At 65.2% G+C, this 26,426-nt stretch carries 29 protein-coding genes and 1 pseudogene; 14 read left to right on the forward strand and 16 right to left on the reverse strand.

Translation table 11 applies throughout. The annotated features are described in order from the left end of the window. Window position 1: 1 nt before the first annotated feature. The 5 genes and pseudogenes from QZ634_RS11725 to QZ634_RS11745 all read right to left on the reverse strand — a co-directional run bounded on the left by QZ634_RS11725 (window position 2) and on the right by QZ634_RS11745 (window position 3,307). Window positions 2–496, reverse strand: coding sequence for a GNAT family N-acetyltransferase (locus QZ634_RS11725; protein WP_291988542.1), 495 nt, complete (start codon window positions 494–496; stop codon window positions 2–4). Further along, window positions 493–771, reverse strand: a complete 279-nt coding sequence (locus QZ634_RS11730) for a DUF1778 domain-containing protein (protein WP_291988544.1) — start codon at window positions 769–771, stop codon at window positions 493–495. Before QZ634_RS11730 ends, QZ634_RS11725 begins: the two co-directional genes overlap by 4 nt. A 12-nt stretch (window positions 772–783) precedes the next feature. Beyond that, window positions 784–1,005 (reverse strand): annotated as a pseudogene (locus tag QZ634_RS11735) (hypothetical protein); the annotation flags it as partial. 195 nt (window positions 1,006–1,200) lie between these two features. After that, window positions 1,201–2,010 carry a mechanosensitive ion channel domain-containing protein gene (locus QZ634_RS11740; RefSeq protein WP_291988546.1) on the reverse strand — a complete coding sequence of 270 codons (810 nt, stop codon included), beginning with the start codon at window positions 2,008–2,010 and terminating at the stop codon, window positions 1,201–1,203. A 10-nt stretch (window positions 2,011–2,020) separates the two neighbouring features. Next, the gene (locus QZ634_RS11745) at window positions 2,021–3,307 is read right to left on the reverse strand and encodes a hypothetical protein (protein ID WP_291988548.1); all 1,287 of its coding nucleotides are present in this window, start codon (window positions 3,305–3,307) and stop codon (window positions 2,021–2,023) included. Window positions 3,308–3,380: 73 nt separating this feature from the next. Here QZ634_RS11745 and QZ634_RS11750 point away from each other — a divergent pair, with 73 nt between their 5' ends. From QZ634_RS11750 to xerC, 7 genes are all read left to right on the forward strand, one after another. Further along, the gene (locus QZ634_RS11750; RefSeq protein WP_291988549.1) at window positions 3,381–3,668 is read left to right on the forward strand and encodes an encapsulin-associated ferritin-like protein; all 288 of its coding nucleotides are present in this window, start codon (window positions 3,381–3,383) and stop codon (window positions 3,666–3,668) included. 63 nt (window positions 3,669–3,731) lie between these two features. Then, a complete protein-coding gene (locus tag QZ634_RS11755; RefSeq protein WP_291988552.1) occupies window positions 3,732–5,147 on the forward strand; it encodes a dihydrolipoyl dehydrogenase in 1,416 nt (471 codons plus the stop codon). Between the two features lie 91 nt (window positions 5,148–5,238). Continuing rightward, complete coding sequence (locus QZ634_RS11760; RefSeq protein ID WP_291988554.1) at window positions 5,239–5,868, forward strand: glutathione S-transferase; 630 nt, start codon at window positions 5,239–5,241, stop codon at window positions 5,866–5,868. Window positions 5,869–6,150: 282 nt separating this feature from the next. Then, a complete protein-coding gene (locus QZ634_RS11765) occupies window positions 6,151–6,681 on the forward strand; it encodes a GNAT family N-acetyltransferase (RefSeq protein WP_291988556.1) in 531 nt (176 codons plus the stop codon). Then, window positions 6,678–7,508, forward strand: a complete 831-nt coding sequence (gene dapF, locus QZ634_RS11770) for a diaminopimelate epimerase (protein ID WP_291988559.1) — start codon at window positions 6,678–6,680, stop codon at window positions 7,506–7,508. Before QZ634_RS11765 ends, dapF begins: the two co-directional genes overlap by 4 nt. Further along, window positions 7,505–8,158, forward strand: a complete 654-nt coding sequence (locus tag QZ634_RS11775; protein ID WP_043567577.1) for a DUF484 family protein — start codon at window positions 7,505–7,507, stop codon at window positions 8,156–8,158. Before dapF ends, QZ634_RS11775 begins: the two co-directional genes overlap by 4 nt. A gap of 4 nt (window positions 8,159–8,162) precedes the next feature. Beyond that, window positions 8,163–9,134, forward strand: coding sequence for a tyrosine recombinase XerC (gene xerC / locus QZ634_RS11780; RefSeq protein WP_291988561.1), 972 nt, complete (start codon window positions 8,163–8,165; stop codon window positions 9,132–9,134). A 17-nt stretch (window positions 9,135–9,151) separates the two neighbouring features. On the opposite strand, the gene QZ634_RS11785 is transcribed toward xerC, so the two are convergent. From QZ634_RS11785 to QZ634_RS11830, 9 genes are all read right to left on the reverse strand, one after another. Further along, on the reverse strand, window positions 9,152–9,520 hold the full coding sequence (locus tag QZ634_RS11785) for a DUF2784 domain-containing protein (RefSeq protein WP_291988563.1): 369 nt from the start codon (window positions 9,518–9,520) through the stop codon (window positions 9,152–9,154). A 91-nt stretch (window positions 9,521–9,611) separates the two neighbouring features. Then, on the reverse strand, window positions 9,612–9,905 hold the full coding sequence (locus tag QZ634_RS11790; protein ID WP_291988566.1) for a hypothetical protein: 294 nt from the start codon (window positions 9,903–9,905) through the stop codon (window positions 9,612–9,614). Next, window positions 9,896–12,826, reverse strand: coding sequence for a hypothetical protein (locus QZ634_RS11795; protein WP_366145390.1), 2,931 nt, complete (start codon window positions 12,824–12,826; stop codon window positions 9,896–9,898). Before QZ634_RS11795 ends, QZ634_RS11790 begins: the two co-directional genes overlap by 10 nt. Then, window positions 12,823–13,977 (reverse strand): toll/interleukin-1 receptor domain-containing protein, encoded by a 1,155-nt coding sequence (locus tag QZ634_RS11805; RefSeq protein ID WP_366145391.1) that lies wholly within the window; start codon window positions 13,975–13,977, stop codon window positions 12,823–12,825. Before QZ634_RS11805 ends, QZ634_RS11795 begins: the two co-directional genes overlap by 4 nt. A gap of 1 nt (window position 13,978) precedes the next feature. Next, window positions 13,979–15,241 carry a cyclophane-forming radical SAM/SPASM peptide maturase GrrM/OscB gene (grrM, locus tag QZ634_RS11810; protein WP_291988572.1) on the reverse strand — a complete coding sequence of 421 codons (1,263 nt, stop codon included), beginning with the start codon at window positions 15,239–15,241 and terminating at the stop codon, window positions 13,979–13,981. A gap of 27 nt (window positions 15,242–15,268) precedes the next feature. Further along, window positions 15,269–15,601 (reverse strand): hypothetical protein, encoded by a 333-nt coding sequence (locus tag QZ634_RS11815; RefSeq protein ID WP_291988574.1) that lies wholly within the window; start codon window positions 15,599–15,601, stop codon window positions 15,269–15,271. 311 nt (window positions 15,602–15,912) lie between these two features. After that, window positions 15,913–16,320 (reverse strand): RNA-binding S4 domain-containing protein, encoded by a 408-nt coding sequence (locus QZ634_RS11820; protein WP_291988575.1) that lies wholly within the window; start codon window positions 16,318–16,320, stop codon window positions 15,913–15,915. A gap of 2 nt (window positions 16,321–16,322) precedes the next feature. Beyond that, the gene (locus QZ634_RS11825) at window positions 16,323–16,889 is read right to left on the reverse strand and encodes a response regulator transcription factor (protein ID WP_291988578.1); all 567 of its coding nucleotides are present in this window, start codon (window positions 16,887–16,889) and stop codon (window positions 16,323–16,325) included. Between the two features lie 20 nt (window positions 16,890–16,909). Continuing rightward, complete coding sequence (locus tag QZ634_RS11830) at window positions 16,910–18,265, reverse strand: ATP-binding protein (RefSeq protein WP_291988580.1); 1,356 nt, start codon at window positions 18,263–18,265, stop codon at window positions 16,910–16,912. Between the two features lie 415 nt (window positions 18,266–18,680). On the opposite strand from QZ634_RS11830, the gene QZ634_RS11835 reads away from it, so the two are divergent. Genes QZ634_RS11835 through QZ634_RS11850 form a run of 4 tightly spaced genes read left to right on the forward strand, consistent with a single transcriptional unit; the run spans window position 18,681 to window position 22,551 of the window. Beyond that, window positions 18,681–18,971 carry a FeoA family protein gene (locus QZ634_RS11835; RefSeq protein WP_291988582.1) on the forward strand — a complete coding sequence of 97 codons (291 nt, stop codon included), beginning with the start codon at window positions 18,681–18,683 and terminating at the stop codon, window positions 18,969–18,971. Continuing rightward, window positions 18,968–20,869, forward strand: a complete 1,902-nt coding sequence (locus tag QZ634_RS11840) for a ferrous iron transporter B (protein ID WP_291988584.1) — start codon at window positions 18,968–18,970, stop codon at window positions 20,867–20,869. Before QZ634_RS11835 ends, QZ634_RS11840 begins: the two co-directional genes overlap by 4 nt. Continuing rightward, window positions 20,862–21,125 carry a hypothetical protein gene (locus QZ634_RS11845; protein ID WP_291988586.1) on the forward strand — a complete coding sequence of 88 codons (264 nt, stop codon included), beginning with the start codon at window positions 20,862–20,864 and terminating at the stop codon, window positions 21,123–21,125. The genes QZ634_RS11840 and QZ634_RS11845 overlap by 8 nt, the downstream gene beginning before the upstream one ends. A 1-nt stretch (window position 21,126) precedes the next feature. Then, a complete protein-coding gene (locus QZ634_RS11850; RefSeq protein WP_291988588.1) occupies window positions 21,127–22,551 on the forward strand; it encodes a carbohydrate porin in 1,425 nt (474 codons plus the stop codon). A 38-nt stretch (window positions 22,552–22,589) separates the two neighbouring features. On the opposite strand, the gene cyaY is transcribed toward QZ634_RS11850, so the two are convergent. Then, window positions 22,590–22,907, reverse strand: coding sequence for an iron donor protein CyaY (gene cyaY / locus QZ634_RS11855; protein WP_043567593.1), 318 nt, complete (start codon window positions 22,905–22,907; stop codon window positions 22,590–22,592). Window positions 22,908–22,943: 36 nt separating this feature from the next. Between cyaY and QZ634_RS21550 the strand changes: the two genes are divergently transcribed. Together QZ634_RS21550 and lysA are read left to right on the forward strand one after the other, a co-directional pair. Beyond that, the gene (locus QZ634_RS21550; RefSeq protein WP_366145393.1) at window positions 22,944–23,120 is read left to right on the forward strand and encodes a lipoprotein; all 177 of its coding nucleotides are present in this window, start codon (window positions 22,944–22,946) and stop codon (window positions 23,118–23,120) included. Beyond that, a complete protein-coding gene (gene lysA / locus QZ634_RS11860; protein WP_291988589.1) occupies window positions 23,117–24,388 on the forward strand; it encodes a diaminopimelate decarboxylase in 1,272 nt (423 codons plus the stop codon). Before QZ634_RS21550 ends, lysA begins: the two co-directional genes overlap by 4 nt. A gap of 69 nt (window positions 24,389–24,457) precedes the next feature. Here lysA and QZ634_RS11865 read toward each other — a convergent pair whose 3' ends face one another. Continuing rightward, on the reverse strand, window positions 24,458–25,324 hold the full coding sequence (locus QZ634_RS11865) for a pirin family protein (protein WP_291988591.1): 867 nt from the start codon (window positions 25,322–25,324) through the stop codon (window positions 24,458–24,460). Between the two features lie 137 nt (window positions 25,325–25,461). Between QZ634_RS11865 and QZ634_RS11870 the strand changes: the two genes are divergently transcribed. Beyond that, window positions 25,462–26,382, forward strand: a complete 921-nt coding sequence (locus QZ634_RS11870) for a LysR family transcriptional regulator (RefSeq protein ID WP_291988593.1) — start codon at window positions 25,462–25,464, stop codon at window positions 26,380–26,382. Window positions 26,383–26,426: the final 44 nt, after the last annotated feature.

The raw sequence follows: 26,426 nt of genomic DNA on the forward strand, positions 1-26,426 counted from the left end.
CTCAGGAAACGACGCCGCTCAAACGCAGCATCAGCGTCGTCGGATGCGCCGGTGAAACCTGAAATCCGTAGTGCTCATAGAATTCCCTGGCCTGGTCATGGAGCGCGTGTATCAGCAAGGCTCTGACCCCGGCGTTCTGCGAAACGATCACCGCCCGCTTGACGGCATCTTGCAGCAAGGAAGCGCCGAGCTTGATCCCCTGGGCGCGATGATCGACGGCGAGCCGGGCCAGCACCATCACCGGAACGGGGTCCGGCATATTGCGGCGCACTGAACTCGTGGCCATCTGACGCGAGACAGCACCCGCGGCCATGGCGTAGTAGCCGTAGATGCGGTGCTCCCGATCGGCCACGACAAACGTGCGGCTTGCCCCGCTCAACTGGTTGGCCATGGCCCGCCGCTTGAGCCACTCGTCGAGCACGGCTTCGCCGCACGCAAAGTCATCCAGACGATGGGCGGCCGACAGTGGCTGCGGCGGATTGAGTTGAAGGGTCATGCCTTGCTGGCGTCGGCTTCCCAGGGCGCCTTGACCGCCATCAGGCGCTCAAGTCCAGGATTGGCGTCCGGAGGCGCGTCAAGCAGGGCGGTGAACTGCCGGAACTTGTCGGCGTTGAGACTGAAAAAAACCTGATCGATCACCACCGCCTGCGCCTTGTCGCAGGCGGCTTCGAGCATGAAGTCCGAACGGTTCTTGCCGAGCAACTGAGCAGCTTGATCAATCAGGTCCCGCTGCTCGGGAAGTGCCCGCAGGTTGATGGCGGCATCGCGCATGAGTTTCTCCTTTTATGCATACACAACAGACACACTAATCGTATGGCGACGTGTATCTGTTGTCAATACACGACGAAGCCCGAGAGTGATGTGCAGGCGGACGCTATTGTAGAAGCCGACGATGCAATCGGTGACGTCTCGGGTGGCCTCCGCAGGGTTGGCATAATTGTCCGGCCAGACACGCTCCCTCTTGAGATTCAGGACGAAGCGCTCCCTGACGGCGTTGTCGCAGCAGGGAAGGCATCGCCAAGGCGATCACTTCGTGATCGCGCCGCCAGATCACCCCACCCGCATGCACGGCAAGCCACCAGTTTTGTCGGGAGGGATGCGGCCTCGTGCTGGCGTCTGCCTCCCGCGGTGCCTTGAGTGCCATGAGGCCCTTCAAGCTCAAGTCCGGGATTGGCGGCCGGTGGCGCTCGCCTACCTCGCTCAGGCCTGCTTGCCGGCGACGACCGGGACGGTGACGAAGCTGACCCCGAGTCGGAGCAGCGCGGCCTTGCCGCGGACGGTCAGATCGCTGATGAAACGAAACTGCTGCCGCGCGTCGATCGGATAAGCCTTCAAGCGGTAGTGCGTTCCCCAGGGCTTCTCGTGCACAACCACAATGATCGGGTCGTCAAAATAGAGGTAGGGGCTGGTCAGGGCGACGTCCTGCAGCACCAGCCGTGCGGCCGCGGCGTCGTGCGCCGGGTGAAGATAGAAATCAGCCACGCACTGGAGCTGGGGCTTACCGCAGTTGGCATTGAAAACCGGATCGTTCCACATCCGCAGGTGCGGGATGCTGACCTGCGTATCGTCCGGGGTGACGATTTGCACCGTGCGCATGCCGATATGCTTTACTTCGCCATAAATCCCGTTGATCTCGATCCAGTCGCCATTGCGATAGGGCATTTCGCCGACCACCACGACGCCGGCGATCAGGCTGCTGGCATAATCCTTCATCGCGAAACCGAGCGCCAGTCCGACCGTGCCGAGCAGGGCGACCATGTTCTGGAATGACGGCTCGATGATCCGCGGGACGAGCAGCAGGAAAGCGACCACCAGGATGCCCAGGCGCAGCAGCGGCACCATCGCCAGCAGATAGAGTCGACGCACGCCATGCAGCTGGTCGGCAAGCCACGGCACAAGCTTCTGCGCAACGACGATCAGTAGCGTCGCAACGGCAACGATCAGCAACAACTCCAGCAGCGTGCCGGTGTCCAGCGTATTGAAGAGTTTTGCCAGTTGAGGGGTTTCCATGCTCGGGGCCTCAGAATTCATCTTTCAAGAAACCACGTCGGCGCAGGAACTCGCGGACCACGGCGTAGGCGGACGCGCTGATCTGCCAGCGCTCGCCGGCCAGGACAACGACGCCGAGGGCCTGCAGTTGCAGCAGGTGCGAGGCAATGCGATGCTCGGGTTGGGGCAGCAGCTCGGGCAGCACCGACACCGGCAATCCATTGTGTAACAGCAACGCGTGCAGGATGAAGGCCATGCCTTCCCCTTTTTCCGCTGGCAAGGGAGGCTCCTGCACGCTCTCGCAGACCCAGACGATCTCGGCATCGGGAGCGCCAGCCTTTGCCCGCTGCACGGCCCGGTCCGCAGCGTCGGACACGTCCTGCTTCGGGTCAGGCTCCTGCTTTGCCGGCTGCTCCTGCTGATCGGGGTGAGATCTCAGCAACGCCCGCCAGGAAGTCCAGGCGACGCCGATGTTGCCACGGCTGTGGACCGCGAGCTGATTGATCTCCGGGCTGACTGCCGACTCGTTCGGCGCGCATGCCAGTTGAACCTCTTTGCCGGTAACGGCGTTGCAGAAGCGCAGACAGCCGCCGTTCTCGCGCGAAACCAGGTCGGCCAGGTAGCGCGACAGGCGCGGCCCGTCGAAGGCCTGCAGGGTCAGCGCTTCCGGCTGGGGCAGCGGCCAGACCTCCTGCAGGTACGCCCAGGCCCAGCTGTCGCACGCGATCACGCCGCGCCCCAGAGCCCCGCTCACCGCGTGCGCGAGCAAACGCCGCACGAGTCCGAGGCCATCGGCGTGGCGCAGGTAGCAGTGTTCGAGGTTCGGCAGCATCCACAGACGATCGCTCGTCGGCCACTCTTCGAGCCAGCGTTCATCACCGCCAAGAATCTGCTCCACGCTTGGTGCCGCCACCGCGTGCACCCGGTGGCGGGCGGCCCAGTGGGCAAGGATCTCCGGATGACCGCTATGCGGCTGACCGATCACGAATCTGACCGGCACAAGCGGTTTCCTGTCGGGCAACCAGTCGGCCAGGGCCAGGTCCAGCGCTGCCGCCGCACAACGCCAGTCAATCGGCTGCACGAGAGACTGCAAACGTGAACCCGACAGCGCCTGCAACTCCGCTGCGGCCTTCACCGGCGTCTGTTCTTCCCTTTCGCCAGCGCGGAAACGCCGTTTCAAGGAGGCCCATTTTTCGAGTGCCGCGCTCGCCCCGACGGGATTCGGAACGCGGTAGTCGGCGAGCCGGACGAACTCCCACAGCGCGGGCGCCGATGCCTCATCCGGCTTCTGTGCTGGCGGATGATGGTCTATGATCATTGGCGGAGACGCTTCCCGCACCGATTCATTCACGATTTCTGTTCAACCCGAAGTGTTGTTGGAGGAATACATAATGGCACACGAAGGCTATCACGAACCCGTTTCCGAACTCAGCGATGAAGCGCGCGACATGCATCGGGCCATCGTCTCGCTGATGGAAGAACTTGAAGCCGTGGATTGGTACAACCAGCGCATGGATGCCTGCAAGGATGCCGAGTTGCGCGCCATTCTCAAGCACAACCGCGACGAGGAGAAGGAACACGCGGCGATGGTTCTCGAATGGATTCGCCGCCGCGACGCGGCCTTCGACAAGGAACTGCGCGACACGCTGTTCACCGACAAGAAACTGGATCACGACTGATCGCCGACGCGATCGCCCGCCTGCCAACGGCGCAGCACCCGCCTCCCAGCGAGGGACCGGAAAATGGAAAAGACCCTTGACGTCATCATCATCGGCGCCGGCTCTGCCGGCCTCGCCGCCCTGCGCGAAGTGCGCAAGCGCAGCGAGAGCTTCCTGCTCATCAACGACGGCGCCTACGGCACGACCTGCGCGCGCGTTGGCTGCATGCCGTCCAAGGCGTTGATCGAAGCCGCCAACGCGTTTCACCGTCGGCACAGCTTCGACGCTTTCGGGATCCGCGGCGCCGCCGCGCTGAGCGTGGACGTGCCGGCGGTGCTGCGCCGCGTGCGCGCCCTGCGCGACGAATTCGTCGCCGGCACGCTCGCAGCAACCAACGAACTGGGCGAGCGCAGCCTGGCCGGCCGCGCCAGGCTGCTCGATGCGCAGACGGTTGCCGTCGGCGACCGCCGCTACCACGCCCGGCGGATCGTCATCGCCAGCGGCAGCCAACCGGTGATCCCGGACGCCTGGCGCGCCTTTGGCGATCGTATCGTGACCACCGACACGCTGTTCGAACGGGAAACGCTGCCGCGCCGAATGGCGGTCATCGGACTCGGCGCAATCGGCATCGAGATCGCCCAGGCGCTGTCGCGCCTCGGCGTCGAAGTCACTGGCTTCGGCGCCAACCCGCGGCTTGCCGGGCTGAGCGACGAAGCGGTCGATCTCACCCTGCGCGAGCTGCTGGACAAGGAATTCGCCTTTCACACCAGCGCAAGTGCCGAGTTGTCGCCGGCCGCTGACGGCATCGAAGTGCGCAGCGGTGCCGTGCGCGTCGTTGCCGACCAAGTGATCGCCGCCATCGGCAGGCGTCCGAACGTCGCTGGCCTCGGCCTCGAAACACTCGGCGTCGAACTCGACGCGCGCGGCATGCCGCCGGTGAACCCCAACACCCTGCAGATCGCCGACCTGCCGATCTTTCTGGCCGGTGACGCCAACGGCCGTGCAGCCCTGCTGCACGAGGCCGCCGACGAAGGCCACATCGCCGGCATCAACGCCACCGCGACCGAGCTGCGCTGCTTCCGCCGCCGCACACCGCTGGCGATCGTCTTCGCCGACCCCAACGTCGCCGTCGTCGGCCAGCGCTTCGCCGATCTCGACCAGGCCACGGTAGTGATCGGGCAAGCCAGCTTCGAACGACAGGGCCGGGCACGAACCGCCGAGCGCAACAAGGGCCTGATGCGCCTCTATGCCGACCGCAACAGCGGCCGGCTGCTCGGCGGCGAGATGTGCGTACCGGCCGGCGAGCACATGGCGCACGTGCTGGCGCTGGCCATCGAACGCGAGCTGAGCGTGCAGGAGCTGCTGCGCCTGCCCTTCTACCACCCGGTGCTGGAGGAAGGCATGCGCGGCGCTCTGCGCGAATTGGCGGCCCACTTGCCCGCGGGCAGCGATTCCGACCTCGCGTCCTGCGGCGCGTACAAGGTCGAGGCGCTGGACTGAAGCCCGGCGTCCCGGACAACGCACAGCAGATTGACCGCGCGCCCCAGGCAACGACAGGGTGTGTAAATGCCCACCAACAGGAGAACCCGCCATGCTCTTCCATGATTGCAAGTTTGCCCCCAGTCCCCGCCTGGTACGCGTGTTCATCGCCGAAAAGGGACTCGACGTCCCGAGCCGCGAGGTGGACCTGCGCAACGGCGAACACCTCTCGCCGGAATACCGCGCGATCAATCCCTACTGCACCGTTCCCGTGCTCGAACTCGACGACGGTACGCGACTGACCTCGTCGCAGGGCTGCTGGCGCTATCTCGAAGAGACCGTTCCCCATCCGCCGCTGCTCGGCACGACGCCGACGGAAAAAGCGCTCATTGCCGACCTGGTGTGGCACATCGAGAACGACGGCTGGCAGGCGATGACCGAGGCCGTGCGCAATTCACTGCCGGGGATGAAGGACCGGGCATTGACCGGCGCCGATAACTACGCACAAATCCCGGCGCTCGGCGACCGCGGCAAGCTGCGCAGCGAACGCTTCCTCGCCCGCCTCGACGAATTGCTCGCCGGACGCGACTACCTCGCCGGCGATCGCTTCAGCGCGGCCGACATCACGGCCATGGTGCTCGTCGATTTCGCCGGCTGGCTGAAAATCACCCTGCCTGCCGACGCCGCCAACGCCCAGCGCTGGTACGCGGCGATCAGTGCCCGGCCAAGCGCCAGCCGGTAAAAGCCACACGCCCCTGCGCCGACAAGTGTGCCTGACTCTTCTGCGCCTTGTCGGTGCGGCGGCAGAGTAGTGAGACGATGGTACCGGATTGCCGCGTCGGCTACGCCTCCTCGCAATGACGGCGGGTGCCCTGCACGCGCCGGCACGCGACCCGGTACAATTCGCCCTTTCGCTCGTCACCCCTCGTCACTGACCGCCACCGCTTGCCGCTCGCCGGCGGCAGCTCGCTGCCCGCTCGGGCAAATCGGCTGGCGTCGATGTGCTGATCGCTTCGGAGCCTGCATGGACATCGTCATCTCACCCCTTGCCGCCGCCGACGTCGAAACGGTCGCCGCACTCGCACGCCAGGTCTGGCAGCACACCTACCTGGGAATCATCAGCCAGGAACAGATCGACTACATGCTCGATCAACGCTATCGAGCGCAGCGGGTGAACGACGAGTTGGGCATGGCCACGGTGTGGTGGGACCAGCTGACCGTCGATGGCCAGCTGGCGGGCTTTGTTTCCTGCCTGCTCACCGGAACGCCCGGCGAGATGAAGCTCGACAAGCTCTACGTCGACCCGCAGCGACAGCGCCTGGGAATCGGTCGTCGCCTGGTCGAACGGGTGGTCGCGCGGGCCCTCGAAAATGCTTGCGAAACACTGATCCTGGCCGTGAACAAGGGCAACAGCAACGCCATAGCCGCTTACCGGAAGCAGGGCTTCAGCATCCGTGACTCGGTCAGCGTCGATATTGGCGGCGGATTCGTGATGGACGACTTTATAATGGCCCGGTCAGTGCTCGCGCCTGCCACCGGACCTCAACAACCATGAAGCTGACATTCGTCAAGATGCACGGACTGGGCAACGACTTCGTCGTGCTCGACGGTATTCGTCAGTCGATCGCGCTGACCCCGGCGCAGCTGCGCTTGCTCGCCGACCGCCACTTCGGCGTCGGCTGTGACCAGATTCTGCTCGTTGAAGAAGCTCGCCAGCCGGACGTCGATTTCCGCTATCGCATCTTCAACGCCGACGGCAGCGAAGTCGAGCAATGCGGCAACGGCGCTCGCTGCTTCGTACGTTTCGTTCATGAGCAGGGGCTGAGCGCGAAACGCGAAATCCGCGTCGAAACCCTCTGCGGAGTCATCGTCCCGCGCCTCGAGGACGACGGCACGGTGAGCGTCGATATGGGCGTACCGGTCCTCGCGCCGGCCAGGATTCCATTCCTCAGCGCCAGTGACGACCTGGTCCAGACGCTGCGCATCGCCGACCATGAAATCGCCATCACCGCCGTCGGCATGGGCAACCCGCACGCCGTACAACTGGTCGACGACGTCGCCACGGCAGCGGTCGAACACGAGGGACCTCTGATCGAACGACACCCGTGCTTTCCGCAGCGCGTCAACGCCGGCTTCATGCAGGTGGTCGACCGGCAGGCGATTCGCTTGCGCGTTTTCGAACGCGGCGCCGGCGAAACACTGGCCTGCGGCACCGGCGCCTGCGCCGCCGTGGTCGCCGGCATCAGCCGCGGCCTGCTCGATTCGCCGGTACGCGTCGAAACGCGTGGCGGTATGCTCAGCATCGCCTGGAACGGCCTCGGCACGCCCGTGCTGATGACCGGCCCCGCAGTCACCGTATTCAAGGGAGAAATCGAAGTATGAAATCCAGCGAAGTCGCAGAGTACCTGCACACCAACCCGCAGTTTTTCGAAGAGCACTCGGATCTGATGGCCAACATGGTCGTCCCACACCCGCATGGCGGGCGAACGATCTCGATCACCGAGCGCCAGATGCTCGCGCTGCGCGACAAGAACAAGCAGCTCGAAAGCAAGATGGGCGAGCTCTTGCAGTTCGGCGAGGAAAACGACGCGATCAGCGAGAAGATGCACCGCCTGGCGGTGGGCATGATCGCCGCCAACAGCTTCCAGGCGGTCCTGCACACGCTGAACTTCCACCTGCGCGACGATCTCGCCGTTCCGCACGTCGCCGTGCGCCTCTGGGACCGCCCGGCCGAAAGCGAGGAATTGCCCGAGTTCACCGAGGTCAGCGAGAAACTGCAGGCGTTTGCGGAAACGCTTGCGCAGCCCTACTGCGGGTCGACCACCGGCTTCGAAACCTCGTCGTGGTTCGGCGAAGCGTCCTTGCACATTCGCTCGCAGGCGCTGATCGCCATGCGCAACGGTGGCGGCACGATGGGCATGATCGCCATGGGCAGCGAGGATGGCGAACGCTTCTACAGCGGCATGGGGACGATCTACCTCGAGCGTCTCGGCGAGATGGCGTCGGCGGCGCTGGCGCGCGTCCTGCGCTGAAAGCATGGAAGTGTCCGCCGCCACGACGGCCAGCGAGCGTAGTGCCAGCATCGGCGCCTACCTCGACGAACTGGCCCAGCAGCGGCGGCTGTCACCGCACACGGTCGACAACTACCGGCGCGACCTGCGCTCGCTCTGCCGCCTGATCGACGAACTGCCGGGCGCCGGCAGCGGAGGACCGTCAGACACCCGCTCCGACCTCGCCTTCGACGCCATCCAGACGCATCACATCAGGCGCTTCGTCGCCCAGCTGCACACCCATGGCCTCGGCGGCCGCTCGCTCGGACGTACGCTCTCCGCCTGGCGCGGCTTCTATCGCTGGCTGGGGCAGCAAGGGTCGGCAGCGCACAACCCGGTGGACAGCGTGCGCCCGCCGAAAAGCCCCAAGGCGCTGCCCAGGACGCTTTCCCCCGACGAGGCCAGTCGTCTGCTCGAAACGGGCGACGAAAGCCCGCTGGCGATTCGCGACCAGGCGATGTTCGAGCTCTTCTACTCCTCCGGCCTGCGCCTGGCCGAACTCGCGGCGCTCGATCTGTCGTGCCTCGAAGACCTGCTGGCCGGCGAGGTGCGCGTCCTCGGCAAGCGCAGCAAGCTGCGCATCGTGCCGGTCGGCCGCAAGGCCCGGGAAGCGGTTGCGGCATGGGTCAGTCAACGCCCACGACTGGCCAGCAGCGACGAAGCCGCTCTCTTCGTCGGACAGCGCGGCCAGCGTCTAGGTGTGCGCATGATCCAGTTGCGACTGGCGCGGCGCGGTCTGGCGCAAGGGCTGCCGGCACGCGTCCACCCGCACATGCTGCGCCACTCGTTCGCCTCGCACGTCCTGCAATCATCGGGCGACCTGCGCGCCGTCCAGGAAATGCTCGGTCACGCCAGCATCGCCTCGACGCAGGTCTACACGCACCTCGACTTCCAGCATCTGGCCACCGTCTACGACCAGGCGCATCCGCGCGCCAAACGCAAAGACGATCTCGAGTAACACCCTGCCGGCTTGAGTCAGCGCGGTCGCCGCCAACGATAGAGCAGCCAGCTGTAAATCCCGACGTTGACGACGATCACCACCGCCGCCAGAACAAACTGGATGTCGCGCGTCAGCCCGACCGGGTAGATGATCGGCAGCAGGTAGTGCTCGATGAAGCTGCCGGCGTAACCGGCCTCACCGGCGGCCTGCCGCCAGGCGTTCTCCAGCGGCGTCAAGGGGCAGATCCCGCCACTTAACTCGATGAATGCTCCCCAACAGGCGGCAGGAAGATGGACCAGTGCGAGCCTTGGCCAGCGCAGCACCGGCCCGCCGCCAAGAACCACGAAAACGATGAACAGCAGATGCGCGAAGACGACAGCGTCTGCCAGCAGGCGGTGAATCATGCGCGCACCTGATCGCCCGTCAGGTACGCAAATGCTGCTCGCCAGCACGCTCCCCCCGGCAGCAGGCAGCGGCCATCCTTGCTCGCCGCGCTCAGTGCGGCGCGTCCGACTGCGGCCCTTGCTTGGGCTGATCCTTCTCGATGTCCCGGGCCAATTTCATCAGGGCCTTCGTACTCCACGGGATGGCGAAGTACTTGCTGTTTTTGTCGTTGCCGCTCGGGTGAAGCAAGGCAATCCAGCCTTCGAGTTCCTCGGACTTGCCGACAACCCAGCCCTCGTTCGCGCTGGCAAAGCGTCCGAATTTCTCCAGGCTGGCGATGGGAGCAGGCAGGCTTGCGCCATCCTGATCGCTGGCACTGCTTTCCGGGTAAACGCTTATGAACACCTCTTCAAATGGCACCTCAGCGCTCTGCCCCGGTGGCCCGGTGCTTGGTCTACCTGACGCGGGGTGCACGCGTGTAATCTGAAAGCAATTTTCCTTGTGGGCGAACATGGTACTGGGTGAAGCACGGGAAAAGTCGCCAGGAGAGCCCTTGGCAAGCCGCTCGCCCAGGCTGCGGCAAGGCGACTTAGGCGGTGCAGGTTCGAGTTTCGTCCAATCCCGTCGGACGACGTGGTATCCAGCGGAAGCGCCAATGCGGTAATCACCCGCCAGGTCTGATCGTCGACGCGGAAGCTCCAACCGCCCGGCGTGCGCCACGTGCCCATGCTGGTCACTTTTCCCGCGGCTCCCGCCCAGCGCTGCACATGCCGCCGCGCGCGCTCGACCGCGTCGTGATCGTTGTGCACCGTGACGGTTCGTGACCTGAAGCCCCACGTCTTGCTGTCCTGACCCGGATTCCAGTCGATTTCGATCACTTCGACGGCGCTCCGACCTCCGCTTTGGTCATCGGTCGAAACGATCACATAGCCCAGCTGCGCGTCAATCAAGATCACCGGTTTCACCAACAGCGGCCGTGCAACGATCTGCTGGCCGGCTATGCAGCCATCATCACTAGAGAAGCGGGCACCATACAGTTCGAGCCAGGTGGCTTGTTGGGCCATTGTTTCGGTGACGAAGATCGCGTCCCGGGGAGCGGCCTTGTCGTTGCCAGTGCGCAAGAACAGCTGCCCTTTGGGGGTGGCCACGACCATGCCAGAGAGATCGGTGATGGCGCAGCTCTGCTCACCCTTCACTTCCAGGTCGGGCAATTGGGCTTCCGCCGGCGCCTCGCCCGCCCCCATCCAGAGAGCGCTTTTCAAGAGCTCGCGCAAGGTTCCGTTGACGCGCGGTTCAGCCTGGCTCTTGAGCTTGGCCAGAAAACGCATCTGAGAAGCGACGCCCGGAAGCCATTGCGAGTTCTCGAACGCCCAAGCCGACATCGCAGGCATGGCCCGGCCCGTACCTTGGCTGGTATTGACGATCGCTTTCGCCGGCTCAATCAACGGCCGCAACACACCGGCTGCGACAGCGAAACTCGGATAACTCTTGGCCACCTGCGCCCGATCGGCGCCATCGCCAGCATCGAAGTACAGCTCGGCCAGATCCTTCACCGGTTTTTGCACGAAGAACGAAAACAGGACCGACGGCAAGAGCAACAGCGTCAGCACGACCGCGACGCGCAACGACCAGCGCAATCTGCTCGCCCCGCGCGCGATCGCACCCTGCCTGGCCATCGACGCGGCGAGAAACTGGTCGATCCTGGGCTCGTACCTGGCGAGTGCCACACCGTCGCTGTCCTGCAGCAGAAGCTTGAACCACGATCTTCGCATCGCACCGTTCGCATACACGCCGTCAAGGTCCGCATCGCGAAGGCGGCGCAACTCAGTCTGACCGAGCAGCAGCTCCGTGCTCTCGTTCTCCGACCATAGTGCACACTTGCGCAAGACGCTCACAAACTCTTCGAAGCGCTCCGCCTCGCGGTCAATGAGAACACGAAACCGCCTCCAGCCGCGAACGAACGACTCGTGCGAGACCTTCAAGGTTACTCGTTGCGGGTTCTCGTCGTCCCAGAACAGGTAGTCAACCGAACCGACGAAACCGTCTTCCACCAAGCCCCACAAGGTCGTTCGCGTATCGACGTCGGCGCCGAAAAGTGAGCGATCGTCCACCGCGATGCGTTGTTGCGTGTACAAACCCCGGCTCCTGAAGGCCAAGTGACGCAACATGGTCTCAACAAGGTACGCCTGCCCGGATTTTTCGTGGCGCGCAAAAACGGCTTCGGCCCAGTTCTCAAGACTGGCGCGCAGTAGATTGACGTGCTCGTCCGCGGGCAATTCGGTGACCAACGAATCAGCCATGGCGGCATGAACCAGATCGCACCAGACAATACGTGCCGGGACTTCGACCTGCTCGCGCTTGCAGGCCTCTTTCCACAGGCGTGCAAGCAGATGCTGCAGCAGTGGCAGGTGGTCCGGGTCATGGGCGATGGCGTTCACGTCAGCCAGCAGCCGCTCGACCACCCGTGCGTCGAATTCGACCGCATCCGGCAGCAGCGTCTTGTCCCTGGTCGCCTGACGATGCCGGAGCCGCAAAAAACGCTGCGCCGGACCAACGATTGCTTCGCGCAACTCGTCCCCGTCGAGGCGACGGACAAGGTAGAAGGACTTGTTGATCGCGTCGGGAAGTTCGAGGTAACTCGCGCAATCGCTGAGGTGCTCGCTACGCATGGTCAGTACCACGTAGCAGCGTGGGTGGGGGTTGAAGAAATGGTCGATGACACGCTCAACCATCAGGCGTGCGTCCTCGTTGTTGGCATTGGTGCGGTGAAAGAGCTCCTCGAACTGGTCGATCACGAAAAGCAGGCGCAGGTCGCCTACGTTCGGACCCGGCGCCGTGAGCAGTTCGTCTGAATAGGTATCGACCAGGCGGGTGAAGCCCGACTCCTGCCGGAACACGCTGGCGATGCTCGCTAGCCGCAGGGTCTCTTGCTCTGCCGAGCCGAGTGGCTTCAGGAACTGGGCAAATCTCCACGCCAGGCGGGTAATGGGAGTGTGCGCCGAGTCACCATCGTCATCCGCAGAGGCATTGGTCCCGGGCGTACAGATCAGCGGGCACCAGAAGTCGCCAGCGCCCAGGATACCGAAGCTGCGCAGTTCAGGTACAACACCCGCGTGAATCAACGACGACTTACCTGAGCCCGAACCGCCGATCACGGCGATGAAATGGGTCTCCCGCATTCGTTCGATGACTTCGCGCACCTGCCGCTCACGGCCGAGCAGGAGCGCGGCCTCGTGGTCGAGAAAGGGGCGCAACCCCGGGTACGGATCGGTCGGCAGTCGAACGAGATCGCCGGCACTCGCGCCGCCCACGGGAGCGGGGCTCATGAGTGGCGCTCCTGGCGCTGCTTCCTGCGCTCCAGCACCTCGCGCAGGAAGGTCTCGAGTCCGGGCGAGTCCTGGTCTGTAACCTTGACGTCACCGCCGCTGGGTGCAGTGAAGCGCAGCACTTTCCAGCCCAGGGCAGAGACCCTTTGCTCCGACAGCGCATGTGGCGGCATCAGGTAGGCCACCACGCCAGGCGCCAGGTCCGGCCCAGGCAATTTCTTTTCCACCGTGTTGATCTGTGCGACCAGCGAATCGGCGGTCTTTTGTCCCCACAACAAGACCACGCCGTCGGCGTCGTCCAGGCGCGGATACTGGTCGATCTTGTCCATCGGCAATCCGTACGGCCGCACGTAGAGCGGCGGCGCCAGCCGCATTCCGGTGACGACCTTTTCCCAGCTGGATCTGATCTGCGCGCCGACGGATTCCCAGTGGTCAACCTCGTTCTGGTTGCTTTCAATGTAGATGCGTACCCACTCGTAGTCGTCGACGGCTGCGGCCCGCGGCAGCACGATTGCGTCGGTAGCCGCTCCAGCCTGCGGCTGGACGTCCGGCGCCGGGCCGGCTGTTTGCTCCTTGGAATCGTCCAGGCTGCGCCTGATCTTCGTCGCAAGATCTTCGCGCAGCCGCACGAATCGTCGCCAGAATTCGGTGGCGACGATCCCTTTGTCGGAATAGATGTCGAGTGGTATGTTCGGCTCGTCATCCTGATAGAAAGGCATCCAGATTTGATCGGACGTCGGGCACAGTGCTTTCCATTTGGCGGTGGCAGTCAAGTTGTCGATTGCGTCTTTGGACAACGCGACGATGTACAGCCGCTCCAGGAATCCGTCGTTGTTGAAGAGCGACTTGAAATACTCGAGCTCCTTCTGACACCAGCCCGAATCACCGTAGTTATCGTGTACGATCAGGATCATCGCGAACGATGCGGCGATGCTCTCGCGCAGCTGCGTCTGCAGGTCGCCCGCGACCGGCCCGTTCTTGCGATCCTGGAAGATCGGAGGAATTTTGCGCTCCATGCGCACTCGTCCACGCAGCGTCATGTTGAGTTCCTTCATGAAACACGTCACCCACGAGTTCCATGCCAGGTCGTCCGCCTGTGCATAGCTGACGAAGACGCTATAGTCGCAGTCCATCAATTTACGTGGCGTCATCTCACCCCCCGTGAGCGGTCAGGCGTGCTCGACCTGACACGGCTTCGTGTTCGAGGCGGGCAAGAACCGCGTCGAACGGCCGTTTCAACATCGTTCGGCAGTACAGCGTTTCGCCGCTGGCAAAGTCGCCGTTCTCATAGAGCTTGTTGGCCGGCGCGCCACCACCGCAGAATCCGTAGTGCGCGCAGCTGGCTTCGCAGGCGCGTGTGCCGCGCACGATCGCATCCCACAGGCGTTGAAAGCGCAGCCCGCGCGCGCTGTCGAAAAAGCCATCAGTCGCGACATTGCCGAGAACGAAGTTGCCGAACTCCGCCGACGGCTGACCGAGCAGCTCCGGCGAGAAGGTGCTGAAGTCGCCGTTATGCGCCACGGAAATCAGTGCGAACGGCTGCGTCTGGGCGTTCTCCGGCCAGTCCTGGTCATGCCAGCGGTAGGTCGGTAGCGGCTGGGCGATCAACTGAAAGGCCATTTCGAGCTCGCGCACGCGCTGCCCACCGGCTCTGCCATAGGCACGTTCGAGCAGCCGGGCCACGAATGCCGCATGCGCTTCCTCGTGACCGTCCAGGCTCGAGTGATGGTGCGTGCCTTCGGCCTCGTCATAGTTGCAGCACAGCTCGGACACCCCTTGCTCGATGAAGAAATCGAGGAAGGCGTCGGCGTTCGCGAAAGTAGCCGGGCCAACAACCGCGATCGCGTGAAAGGCAATGGCGTGCGCACGCAAACACGCCATGCCACGCATGACGGCGGCGTGGGTGCCCCGGTGATCGCGCGTCCGGCGATGCAAGTCGTGCAAGGCGGCAGGGCCATCGACGCTCACGCCGATACGCATGTCGTGTCGCATGAAGAGTTCGCACCAGGCATCGTCAACAAGGGTGGCGTTGGTCTGGATCGAATGCGACAGCACGCACAACGGAGCCAGCACTTCGTGGAGCACTGCTGCGGCCTCGTCGTAGAAATCCTTCGGCATCGTCAGAGGTTCACCGGCATGCCAGACGATGGTCAGTTCGTCGGCCGCGAGTCCATCGTCACGCAAGCGCTCCGCCGCGCGCCGCACCGTCGCCAGTCCCATGCGCGCCGCAGAGTTGCGCGCGGGCAGATAGCAATAGTCGCAGTCGATGTTGCAAAACGGCGTGGGTTGCAGGATCAGCAAGCGCGTGCGGATCGGAGGCGAGAAGTCCAGTGGGTCAAAGCGACAGCGCGTCGTTGCGGGCAGACAGCCTGGAGAACGCTGGGGGAACCATCGAATACGCGATCGAACGGTCATCTGCGAGTCTCCCGGACGGGGCGCGCCTCAGCGGTTAAACCAGTTCGGCCAGTTTGCCCAGTTCGGCCAGTTACCCCAGTTGTTCCACTTGCCCCAGTTGCCCCAGTTGTTCCAGTTGTTCCAGTTATACCACTGTGCCAGCGTGCCCAAGTGCTCGTCAGGAGCTTTTGGCTCGGGCACACGGCTTATCGCGGCGCGTACGGCCAGCACGCGCGTCTCAAGCACCTGACGTGCGCCCGCCGAGTCGACTTGCCCCTGGGTCGTGGCCCCCACCGTGCTGGCCATGCTCGCCACGCCAATCAATGCCAAAAAGGTACGAAGTCTCAACCGAAACCTCGCACGTTTGGTCGGGTTTCTCATCCGTGCCTCCGCATTTCTGATAGCAACTTCTATGGACATACTAGTTCTTCAGCATTGGTTTAGATAGCAAAATCGCGTCCCACGGCGGCAGGACCCGGCCGTGCACCGGCGCCGTGATTTTCTTGCCAATCGAATCCGCGTGGTGCTGTCCGGCGAGGGCTGGGTCAGCCTGCGGCCGAGCGCTACAGACTTCTCATTCATGTGCCTGGCCGGGAGCTCCACGGGCATGCCTCGCCTGCGTGCTGCCGAAGACGGGTTTGCGGCAGCCTTGTGCGGGCAGCTGCTGATGGTCCAACTCGCTGGGCGACCCTTCAGAAGTTGTCGTTGAAGCCGCGGATCAGGCGCCGGGCCTTCTTGGTCGGCCGCCCGCGCAGGTCGCTGCCGGGGACCGGCGCGAGGCGCCTGGCCTCCTGTTGCGCGAGTCGGCGCTCGCGGCTTTCGCTGGTCTCCGCGTAGAGCTGTTGCGCTTCTGGCGCCGGGCGACGCTGTGCGTTCAGGCCACGCACGACGACGTTCCAGACGCTGTCGCCGACGGCAATTTCGAGGCTCTCGCCGACGTGCAGCTCGCGCGCCGCCTTCACCGCTTGACCGGCCAGCCTGACATGGCCGGCAGTGATCGCCTGCGCCGCCAGTGAGCGCGTCTTGTAGAAGCGCGCCGCCCACAGCCACTTGTCGATGCGCATCCGTGCCGCTGTGCCGGGCTCGACAGTGTCGGTCATGGCTACTCCCGCGTCGGCCGCTTGCCGAGCTTTCGCTGCAGCGTCCGGCGGTGCATTTTCAGGGCCCGTGCGGTGGCCGAGATATTCCCCTGCTGCTCGGCCAGAACGCGCTGGATGTGCTCCCACTCGAGCCGATCGACCGACAGGGGCGATCCGGCTACCGGCGTCGCCGAGTCGCCCTCGCTGCTCTTGTTGAGCGCCGCGACGACCTGATCGGCGTCACAGGGTTTGGCCAGGTAATGGAGGGCACCGAGCTTGATCGCCTCGATCGCGGTGGCGATGCTGGCGTAGCCGGTGAGCATCACCACGCGCGTGTTGGGGTCCAGCTCGATCAGTTTCTCGATGAGCACCAGCCCGGAGGCACCCGGCATTTTCAGATCGACGACGGCGTACTCGGGTGGCTGCTCGAGCGCGCTGGCCAGCGCTGCATCGACGCTCGCCGCAACACTCACCGCGTAGCCGCGGCGCTCCAGGGCACGCGCCAGGACACGGCGAAAAACGTCGTCGTCGTCGACCAGCAGCAGCGTCGAGCGCTCGTCGTCAGGCAGTTTCGGCATTCTCTCGGGCATCGCGGGCATCGGCTCAGCTTTCAGTGTTGCGCTTTTAGGCGGGCCAGCGGCAGGGTGACCCGGGTGCAGGCGCCGCCGGGCGGCTGCTCACGGTTGAAGAGTTCCACCCTGCCCCCCAGGCGTTCGAGCGTGGCGTTGGTCAGAAACAGACCGATGCCAAGGCCGCCGGCACGCTGACCACCGTCGACCTTGGTGGTGAAGAAGGCTTCGCCGACGCGCTGCATCGCCTCGCCAGCAAGCCCCGAACCGGCGTCGAGAATCTCGATCCGGCAGGCGTCGGCATCCCAGGACGCGGAGAAGCGTAGCACTTCCTGGCCGGCGCCGTTGGCGTCGGCGGCGTCGGCGGCGTTATCGAGCAGGTTGAGAAGCGCTTGCGCGAGGGTGCGGTCGACAGCGATCAGGGGCGCCGGCTGCGCACCTTGCAAGCTCGCGCTGAGCCGCGCGTGCGGGCGAATCAACTGCCATTCGTCGAGCACGTGCTGCAGGTAGGCGTCGAGCGCCAGCGCGCCCAGGCTGTCCTCGCGGACGTGTCCGGACGAAGCCAGGATCTGCGAAATCGTCTGCTTGCAGCGGTCGACCTGTTCGCGCAGCAGCAGCAGGTCTTCGCGCAGCTCGGCGTCGCCGCTGCCGTGGTTCAGTTCCAGCTCGCGGATGACCACCGCCATCGTCGCCAGCGGCGTCCCCAACTGGTGCGCCGCGCCGGCGGCCAGGGTGGCCAGCGAGAGAATCTGCTCGTCGCGCAGAACCGCTTCGCGCGCCGCGGCGAGTTCGCGTTCGCGCTGCTTGAGCGCCGCTGCCATGCGCGTCAGAAAGAAGGCGACGACGCCAACGCTGATCACGAAGTTCAACCACATGCCGAGAATGTGCAAGGCAAAGCCGCTGCCATGGATGGCGTGCTCGGTAGCACCACCGGTGGCGCGGGCGAGCAGCGCGTCGAACTGGGCGAGATCCCCCTGTGGCGGCGGCAGCGGCAACTTCCAGAAGATCAGAAAGGTGTACGCGGTCAGCGTCACCACCGCCATGGCCCAGGCGTAGCGGGCCGGGAGCATCGCCGCGGCCAGCGTTGGCGGCAGCAGGAACAGCGAAACGAAGGGGTTGGCCGAACCACCGGCAAAATAGAGCAGGACGCCGAGGGCGCCGACGTCGACCGCCAGATGGACGAAGACTTCGCCCTCGCTCGCCGGGCCACCGCGGTCCAGCCGCCAGCGGGTGAGCAGGTTGACGGCAGCGAGCAGGGCGATGACCAGCATCATCGGCGCGACGTCGAGTGGTATCTTCAGCCAGGCCACCGCCAGCAGCAAGACCACGGCCTGGGTGAGCACCTCGATGCGCCGCAGTACAAGCACACGGGTCAGCGGATTCGTGCTTCCGGGCATGAAAGCCGGCGCCTGCCTGTGCTTCCCGTGGCGTTCCTGAGGGGCTCGAAACATCGTTGTCGGCAGCGCTTTTTAGCGGTCGAAAGCGACCATTTTACGCCTAGCCCCCTGCCTTGACCGAGGCTGCGGCAATCTGACGCACGCGTGTCAAGACCATCGCCACGGGTTGGCCACTCGTCGGGAGAATCTGGCCCGAGCCGCCAGCGCCATCGAAGCCTCCAAAAATAACCACGCCACACTATTTTGTTGCGAATGATTCTCATGTATATTGCACCCTGTGCACGCGGAGCCTTACCCATGGTGCACCGCACTGACAGCGACAAATCTCCCGAAGCCCGGACCTCACTGTCTTTTATTGAACGCTGGAACGTATTCGCAGCTCTACAGACGCACTCGCAGGAAGGTGGCAGACGACATGAATGGCGCATTGGAATTGATTTCCCTTTTTGACCTTCCCCAGGGTCACGAAGGTACGGTGAGCAGCGGCAACGTTGCCGCCGCTGGCGGCGACGCTGCTCGCGAGCTGGCGCTGCGGCTGTACGAAATCGGCTTCGTCGACGGCGAGCGAGTACGCGTCGTCGCACGTGGCTTTCCGGGTGGCGAGCCGATTGCCGTACGCGTCGGCGGCACTATCTTCGCCTTGCGCCGCTTCGAAGCCGAGCGGGTGCTGGTCGCTCCGCTGCGCAACGGGCGGGTGAAGCCATGAGCAGTACCGGCGAAGCAGCACTGAGCCTGGTCCTGCTGGGCAACCCGAATTGTGGCAAGACCGCGCTGTTCAACCTGCTCACCGGCAGCCGGCAGAAGGTCGCCAACTATCCGGGGGTCACCGTAGACCGCAAGGAGGGGCAACTGACGACCCCGGCCGGCCGGCAATTTCGCCTTCTCGACCTGCCCGGCGCCTACAGCCTCAACGCCGCCAGCATCGACGAGGAAATCACCCGTGACGTGGTCCTCGGCGCCCTCGCCGGCGAACAGCGCCCGGACATGATCGTCTGCGTCAGCGACGCCACCAACCTCAAGCTCAACCTGCGCCTGGTGCTCGAGGTGAAGCGCCTGGGATTGCCAATGATGCTGGCGCTGAACATGACCGACCTGGCCCGCAAGCGCGGCATCACCATCGACGTCGCCGCGCTGCAGCGCGAACTGGACATGCCGGTGGTCAACACCGTCGCCGTCCGACGCGGCGGCGCCAGCGATCTGCTCGCCGAGCTCGAATCCGCCGTGCCCGCGAAGCCACCTCACCACGCCGCCGCACGGCCACCGGCGGCCGCCTGGCTGGCGCCAGACGCGGCCGACGTGACCGCCACGCAGCGCGAGGTACGCCGCATTCTCGCCGCCTGCGTCCGCGAGCCGGCGATCGACACGCGCTTCGACGAGCGCATCGATCGCGTCGTGCTGCACCCGGTGTGGGGGCTGCTGATTCTGGCGGCCACTCTCTTCCTGATGTTCCAGGCGGTATTCAGCTGGGCCAGGCTGCCGATGGAGATGATCACCGCCGGCGTCGGCGCCTTCGGCGAATTCCTCGGCACCCATATGCCGGAAAGCCTGCTGCGCAGCCTGCTCGTCGACGGCATCGTCGCCGGCGTCGGCGGCGTGCTCGTCTTCCTGCCACAGATCCTGATTCTCTTCCTGTTCATTCTGGCGCTTGAGGATTCCGGCTATCTGCCGCGGGCGGCGTTTCTCCTCGACCGCCTGATGGGGACCGTCGGCCTGTCCGGGCGTTCGTTCATCCCCCTGCTCTCGAGCTTCGCCTGCGCCATTCCCGGGATCATGGCCGCGCGCACGATCAGCAACTGGCGCGACCGCCTGGCCACGATCATGATCGCGCCGCTGATGACCTGCTCGGCGCGCTTGCCGGTCTACGCGCTGATCATCGGCGCCTTCATTCCGCAGACGATGGTCGGCGTCTTCAACCTGCAGGGCCTGGTGTTGTTCGCCCTTTACGTCGCCGGCGTGGTCAGCGCGATGGCCGTCGCCGCGGTGCTCAAGATGACCGTCAGCAAGGGCCTGCAGCATCCACTGTTGCTGGAACTGCCTTCGTACCGTCTGCCGCACGGCCGCAATCTGCTGCTCGGCCTGCTCGAACGCGCGAAAATCTTCCTGCTCCGCGTCGGCAACATCATTCTCGCGCTGACCGTTCTGCTGTGGTTCCTGTCGACCTTTCCCGGCGCGCCGGAAGGCGCCAGCGGCCCGGCGATCCAGTACAGCTACGCCGGCATGCTGGGACAGGCGCTCGAAGTGATCTTCGCCCCGATCGGCTTCAACTGGCAAATCTCGATCGCCCTGGTTCCCGGCATGGCGGCGCGTGAAGTAGCGGTCGGAGCGCTCGGCACGGTCTATGCCCTCTCGGCGACCGGCGACGACGTGGCCGGACAGCTCGGCCCGCTACTGGCCGCGAGCTGGTCGCTGCCGACGGCGTTCTCACTGCTCGCCTGGTTCGTTTTCGCCCCGCAGTGCCTGGCCACGCTCGCCGCCGTCAAGCGCGAGACCAACTCGTGGCGCTACCCGCTGCTGATGGCCGGCTATCTGTTCACCCTGGCCTACCTCGCGTCGTTCATCACCTACCGGGTGGCACTCGTCCTGACCGGGGGCGGCCATGCTTGAGGATCTGATCGTCTATGCGGCCGTAGGCTGCGCCGGCCTCTACAGCGGCTGGCGGCTGCTCCCCGCAGCGGCGCGTTTCTCGCTTGCCGAGCACGCGGCCACGCTGGCGCAAAGCATGGGCTTTGCGAAAACCGATCCCGACGCCGTGCGCCGGCGCGCCGCTGCCCGATCAAGAAGCGCCTGTGGCGGCTGCAGCGGCTGTGCCAGAAAAACGGGACCGCAGCCCGTGCTTTTCATCAACAGGAAGGATTCGTAGCATGCTCCCTCACCATCACTCCCGCCCGGCGGCGCTCGCCATCCTGCTGCTCGGCTCGATCCTCGCCCAGCCCTGGTCGGCAATGGCGGCCACGGCGACTGGCGACCCGGCGAGCGGACGGCAAGACGGGCTGGAAAGCGAGGGCGGACCGGCGCGCGAGGCGACGATGAGCGGGAGTGCTGACGGCGCTGCGCCCGACTGGCAGGAAAGCACGCTCAGCGGCGACTGGAACGGCGCGCGCCGGCGCCTTTACGACGCCGGCGTCGGGCTCGAACTCCTCTATACCGCCGACTACCTGCGCAACAACAGCGGCGGCCTCAAACGCGGTGGTGGCTACATGGGTCACGTCGACCTGATCGTGCACCTCGACGGTGAAAGGCTGCTCGGCTGGCAGGGCGGGTCGGCGTACCTGCAAGTGATCGGCAACAGCGGCGCGCGCGTCAACCTCAACGCCGTCGGCAGCCTGATGGGGGTCGACAACATCGAAGCGCCGGTCAACCGCAGTGGCATTTTCCAGGCCTGGCTGCAGCAGTCCTTCGCCGACGACAAGGCGTCGCTGCGCCTTGGCCTCTATCCGATCGACTCCGAGTTCTACGTCACCGATTCGTCAAGCGTCTTTCTGCATCCGTCGTTCGGAATGTCCGCCGAGGCGGGCGACTTCGGCACCCTGGCCGGCCCGTCGATCTATCCGACCAGCACCTGGGGCGCCCGTCTGCGAGTCGATCCCGACCCGGCCTGGTACGCGATGCTGGCCCTCACCCGCGGCGTTCCAACCGATCGTGCAGCAAGCGCCGGCCCGAACATCAGTTGGCAACAGGGCAGCGGCAGCATGCTCATCGGTGAAGTCGGCCTGCGGCCGGCCGAGCTGGGCGTGCAGCGCGGCGATACCGCTTCGGCGGCCAACGCGGCCGACGGCTTCGCACCGATCAGCAAGCTGGCCCTTGGCGCCTGGCGTTTCACGCCGCAGTTCCCCGAGCTGGTCGCCGTCGATGCAGCAGGAGATGCGAAAATCACGACGCACTGGGGCGCCTACGCTCTTGGCGAACAGACCCTCTTTCGAGTCCCCGATTCCAGTCGCCATCTGAGCGCCTTCCTGCGCTACGGGGTGACCGACGGCAAGACCAACAACATCGATTACTCGCTCAGCGCCGGCATCTCCTGGCAGGGCGTCTTCGCCGGCCGCGAAGACGACGTGTTCGGCATCGCGGCGACGCGCGCGCACGTCGGCCCGCAGGGACGGCAACTGCTCGCGGCCGACCTCGACACACCGCTGTCGTCGAGCAGTGAAACGGTCGTCGAAGTGACTTACAAGGCGCAGCTGGCGCGCGGCGTGATCGTGCAGCCGCTGATCCAGCGCATCCTCAATCCGGGGCTGTCGCTACCCGACGCCACCGTCGCCGGGGCACGCCTGCAACTGGCTTTCTGATCGCTGCCGGCGCGCAGACACGGGTCGGCAAGCGCACGTCAGCGCAGCACGACCGTTTCCCCGGCCTGCGCCGAAACCAGTCGCGACAGGGCGGCCATCAGTTCCTCGCCGCCGCGGGTATCCTGCCAGCAACTGCCGTCCCAGCGGTAATGAAAACCGCCCGACCGGGCTGCCACCCAGACTTCCCTGGCCGAGTTGTGGCGGTTGACGATGATCTTGCCGCCGTCGGCGAACTCGATTTCGAGGACGCTGTCGCCGACCATTTCGAAGTCCAGATCGGCGCCGCTGCGTTCCAGTCCGGCCTCGATCTCCTGCAGCGCTGCGTCGGCAAGCGCGTTGAATTCGCTATCATTCATCCTGTGCTAACATTTCCCGTTTTGGCGATTCGACCTATGCGGCACTATCTTGCGCTGGCTTTGCTGGCAACCATCGCGCTCGCCGGCTGCGGCAGCAGAGGATCACTGACGCTCCCCCCGCAACCGGTGGCCATGACACCCCCGCCAAGCCCGGCGGCGGCTGCCGACGATTCTAGCACGGCGCCCGCGAGCGCCGAGAAGCCGAGCAAATGACGCCCGATCCGCTGACCCCATTGACTCCATTCCACACCTGCAACGGCGTGCTGCACGCCGAGTCGGTGCCTCTCAGCGACATTGCAAGCGAGTTTGGCACGCCGTGCTGGGTCTACTCGCGGCAGGCGCTGGAGAGCGCTCTCGACGAGTTCCAGCACGAACTGGCCGGGCTTGACGCACTCGTCTGCTACGCCGTCAAGGCCAACTCCAACCTCGCCGTGCTCGACGTCCTGGCGCGCCGCGGCGCCGGCTTCGACATCGTCTCGGCAGGCGAACTCAAGCGCGTCCTCGCCGCCGGTGCCGATCCGCAGCGCATCGTTTTCTCGGGTGTCGGCAAGACCGCCGCCGAAATGGAACTGGCGCTGAACACCGGCATCCTGTGCTTCAACGTCGAATCGGCCCCCGAACTCGAGCGCCTGAGCGCCGTCGCCGGCAGGCTCGGCAAGAGCGCGCCGATCAGCCTGCGAGTCAACCCCGACGTCGACGCCGGCACACACCCCTACATCTCCACCGGCCTCAAGGAAAACAAGTTCGGCGTCGCCTACGACGAAGCGCGGGCGCTCTACCGACAGGCCGCCGCCCTGCCCCACCTCGACGTCAGCGGCATCGACTGCCATATCGGCTCGCAGTTGCTCGACGCGGCGCCCTTTGCCGAAGCGCTCGACAAGCTGCTGGTGCTGGTCGACCAACTGGCCAGCGACGGCATCGCCCTGCATCACATCGACCTCGGCGGCGGCCTCGGCATCCGCTATAGCGACGACGATGTACCGACCAGCGTCCACGCCTACCTGCAACCCCTGCTCGAAAGGCTGCACGGCCGGCCCCTGCGCATCCTGCTCGAACCCGGCCGCCGCCTGGTCGGCAACGCCGGCGTCCTGCTCACCCGCGTCGAGTATCTGAAGCCTGGTGAAGTCAAGAACTTCGCCATCGTCGACGCGGCAATGAACGACCTCGCCCGGCCAGCGCTGTACGGCTCATGGCACGACATCGTCCCCGTGGCCGCACGTGCAGGCGGTGCCGCCAAATGGGAAATCGTCGGCCCGATCTGCGAATCCGGCGATTTTCTCGCGCACGGCCGCCAACTGACGCTCGCCGAAGGCGACCTGCTGGCCATCCTCTCCGCCGGCGCCTACGGCATGGCCATGAGTTCGAACTACAACACCCGCCCGCGCGCTGCCGAAGTCATGGTCGACGGCGCGCAAGCCCACCTCGTTCGCCGCCGCGAAAGCGCCGAAGCGCTGTATGCGCTGGAGCAACGCCTGCCCTGACGGCACGCCACGGGAAGGCGGCAACACGGCAGCCCGCTCGTCATTGCGAGGAGGCGCAGGCACCAACAATCAGACTAGCTGGCCGTTCTGATAGTCGAGAATGGCCTGCTCGATTTCGTCGCGGCTGTTCATCACGAAGGGGCCGTACTGGACCACTGGCTCACGCAGGGGGCGGGCAGCGAGTAGCAGAAACGCGGCAGCACCGTCTTCGGCACTCACTTCGAGCCGTTCAACCACCTCGGCAGTCGACAGAATGCCGGCCTCGTGCGCCGCCAGGGCGCGCCGCCCATCGCTTGCGCCGACGCCAAGCCGCCCCTCGTAGGGATAGATGAACGCGTTGTGGCCGGCGGGCAGCGGCTGCGTGAAAGACGTTCCGGCGGGCAGGCGCACGTCGAGGAACAGCGGTTCGGTGCTGATGCCCTGGATCGGTCCAGTGATGCTCTGCGCGTCGACGGTCAGCGCGCCGGCGATGACCTTGACCTCGACGCCGCCCGCCAGCGTGACCCGCGGAATCGCTTCCGGCGGGATGTCGCGATAGGCCGCCGGCTTCATTTTTTCGCGCGCCGGCAGGTTTATCCACAGCTGGAAGCCGCGCATGCGGCCGCTCTGCTGCTGTGGAATCTCCGAGTGGATGATGCCGCGCCCAGCGGTCATCCATTGCGCACCACCGCTGCGCAGGTCACCGCGGTTACCGAGATGGTCCTCGTGCAGCATATGGCCGTCGAGCATGTAGGTAACGGTTTCGAAGCCACGATGCGGATGATCGGGAAAGCCGGCAATGTAGTCGTCGGCGCTCTCGGACGAGAACTCGTCGAGCAGCAGAAAGGGGTCGAGGCGGAGGTTCGGGGCGTGGCCAAGACTGCGGCGGAGTTTGACGCCGGCGCCGTCCGAGGTGGGGATGGAGCGAATCACTTGTTGCAGGTTGCGGGTGTTCATGGGGGCTCCTGTTTGGTGGGTGAAGGCTCGGGGAAGTCGGCAACGGTCAGCACCGTTGGGTATGCACGCATTTAACTATTTACCGTAGAGATAAAAAAGAACAATATTTCGCTACTTTTTATCTATTCATTGGATACATGCCCGAGACTCCCCATGTCACCCTCGAACAATGGCGAGCCCTGATCGCCGTCGTCGATGCCGGCGGCTACGCGCAGGCGGCAGAGGTTCTGCACAAGAGCCAGTCGGCGGTGACCTACGCGGTGCAAAAGATTGAATCGCTGCTCGGCCTCAAGGCTTTCGCGATCCAGGGACGCAAGGCGGTGCTGACGCCGACCGGGCAGATGCTCTACCGCCGCGCGCTGGCCTTGGTCGACGAAGCCAGGGACCTGGAAGGTGCCGCGCTTGCCCTGTCGGCTGGCTGGGAGGCGGAGATTCACCTGGCAGCGGAAATTCTCTTCCCGACCTGGCTATTGCTCGATTGCCTGGCGCGCTTCGGCGTGGAGAGCCCGCGCACGCGTATCACGGTGATCGAATCGGTGCTTGGCGGCACGAGCGAGGCGCTGCTCACCGGCCAGGCCGACCTGGCGATCGCGCCGCAGACACCGCCCGGCTTTCTCGGCGACCCCTTGTTGCAGATGCCGGTCGTCGCCGTCGCTCATCGTGACCACCCGCTGCACGGGCTCGGGCGAGAACTCGGCGCACGTGATCTACGCGAGCACCGCCACGTGCTGGTCAGCGACACCGCCGCGACGCGCGATCGGCGGACGCTTTCGGTGGAAGTGGACCAGCGCTGGACAGTCAGCCACATGGCCAGCTCGATTCAGGCGATACGCATGGGCTACGGCTTCGCCTGGTTGCCGCGTGAGCACATCCGCGACGAGCTGGCGAGCGGGCTGCTCAAGGCGCTGCCACTGCGCGCGGGGCGTGAGCGGCTGGTGCCGCTATATCTGGTTCTCGCGGATCCGGATTTTGCCGGTCCGGGCGTGCGCCGCCTGGCCGAAATCATTCGTGAAACGGTCGCCGCGCGTTGTTCGACGGAGCAGGGCAAGTCGCCCTGATCAGGGTCCGCGTGCGCAGCCGGGCGGCAATCGCCGAACGGTCA

Origin of the sequence: Candidatus Accumulibacter sp. ACC007 (assembly GCF_907163205.1) — a bacterium.
Lineage (GTDB): Bacteria > Pseudomonadota > Gammaproteobacteria > Burkholderiales > Rhodocyclaceae > Accumulibacter > Accumulibacter regalis.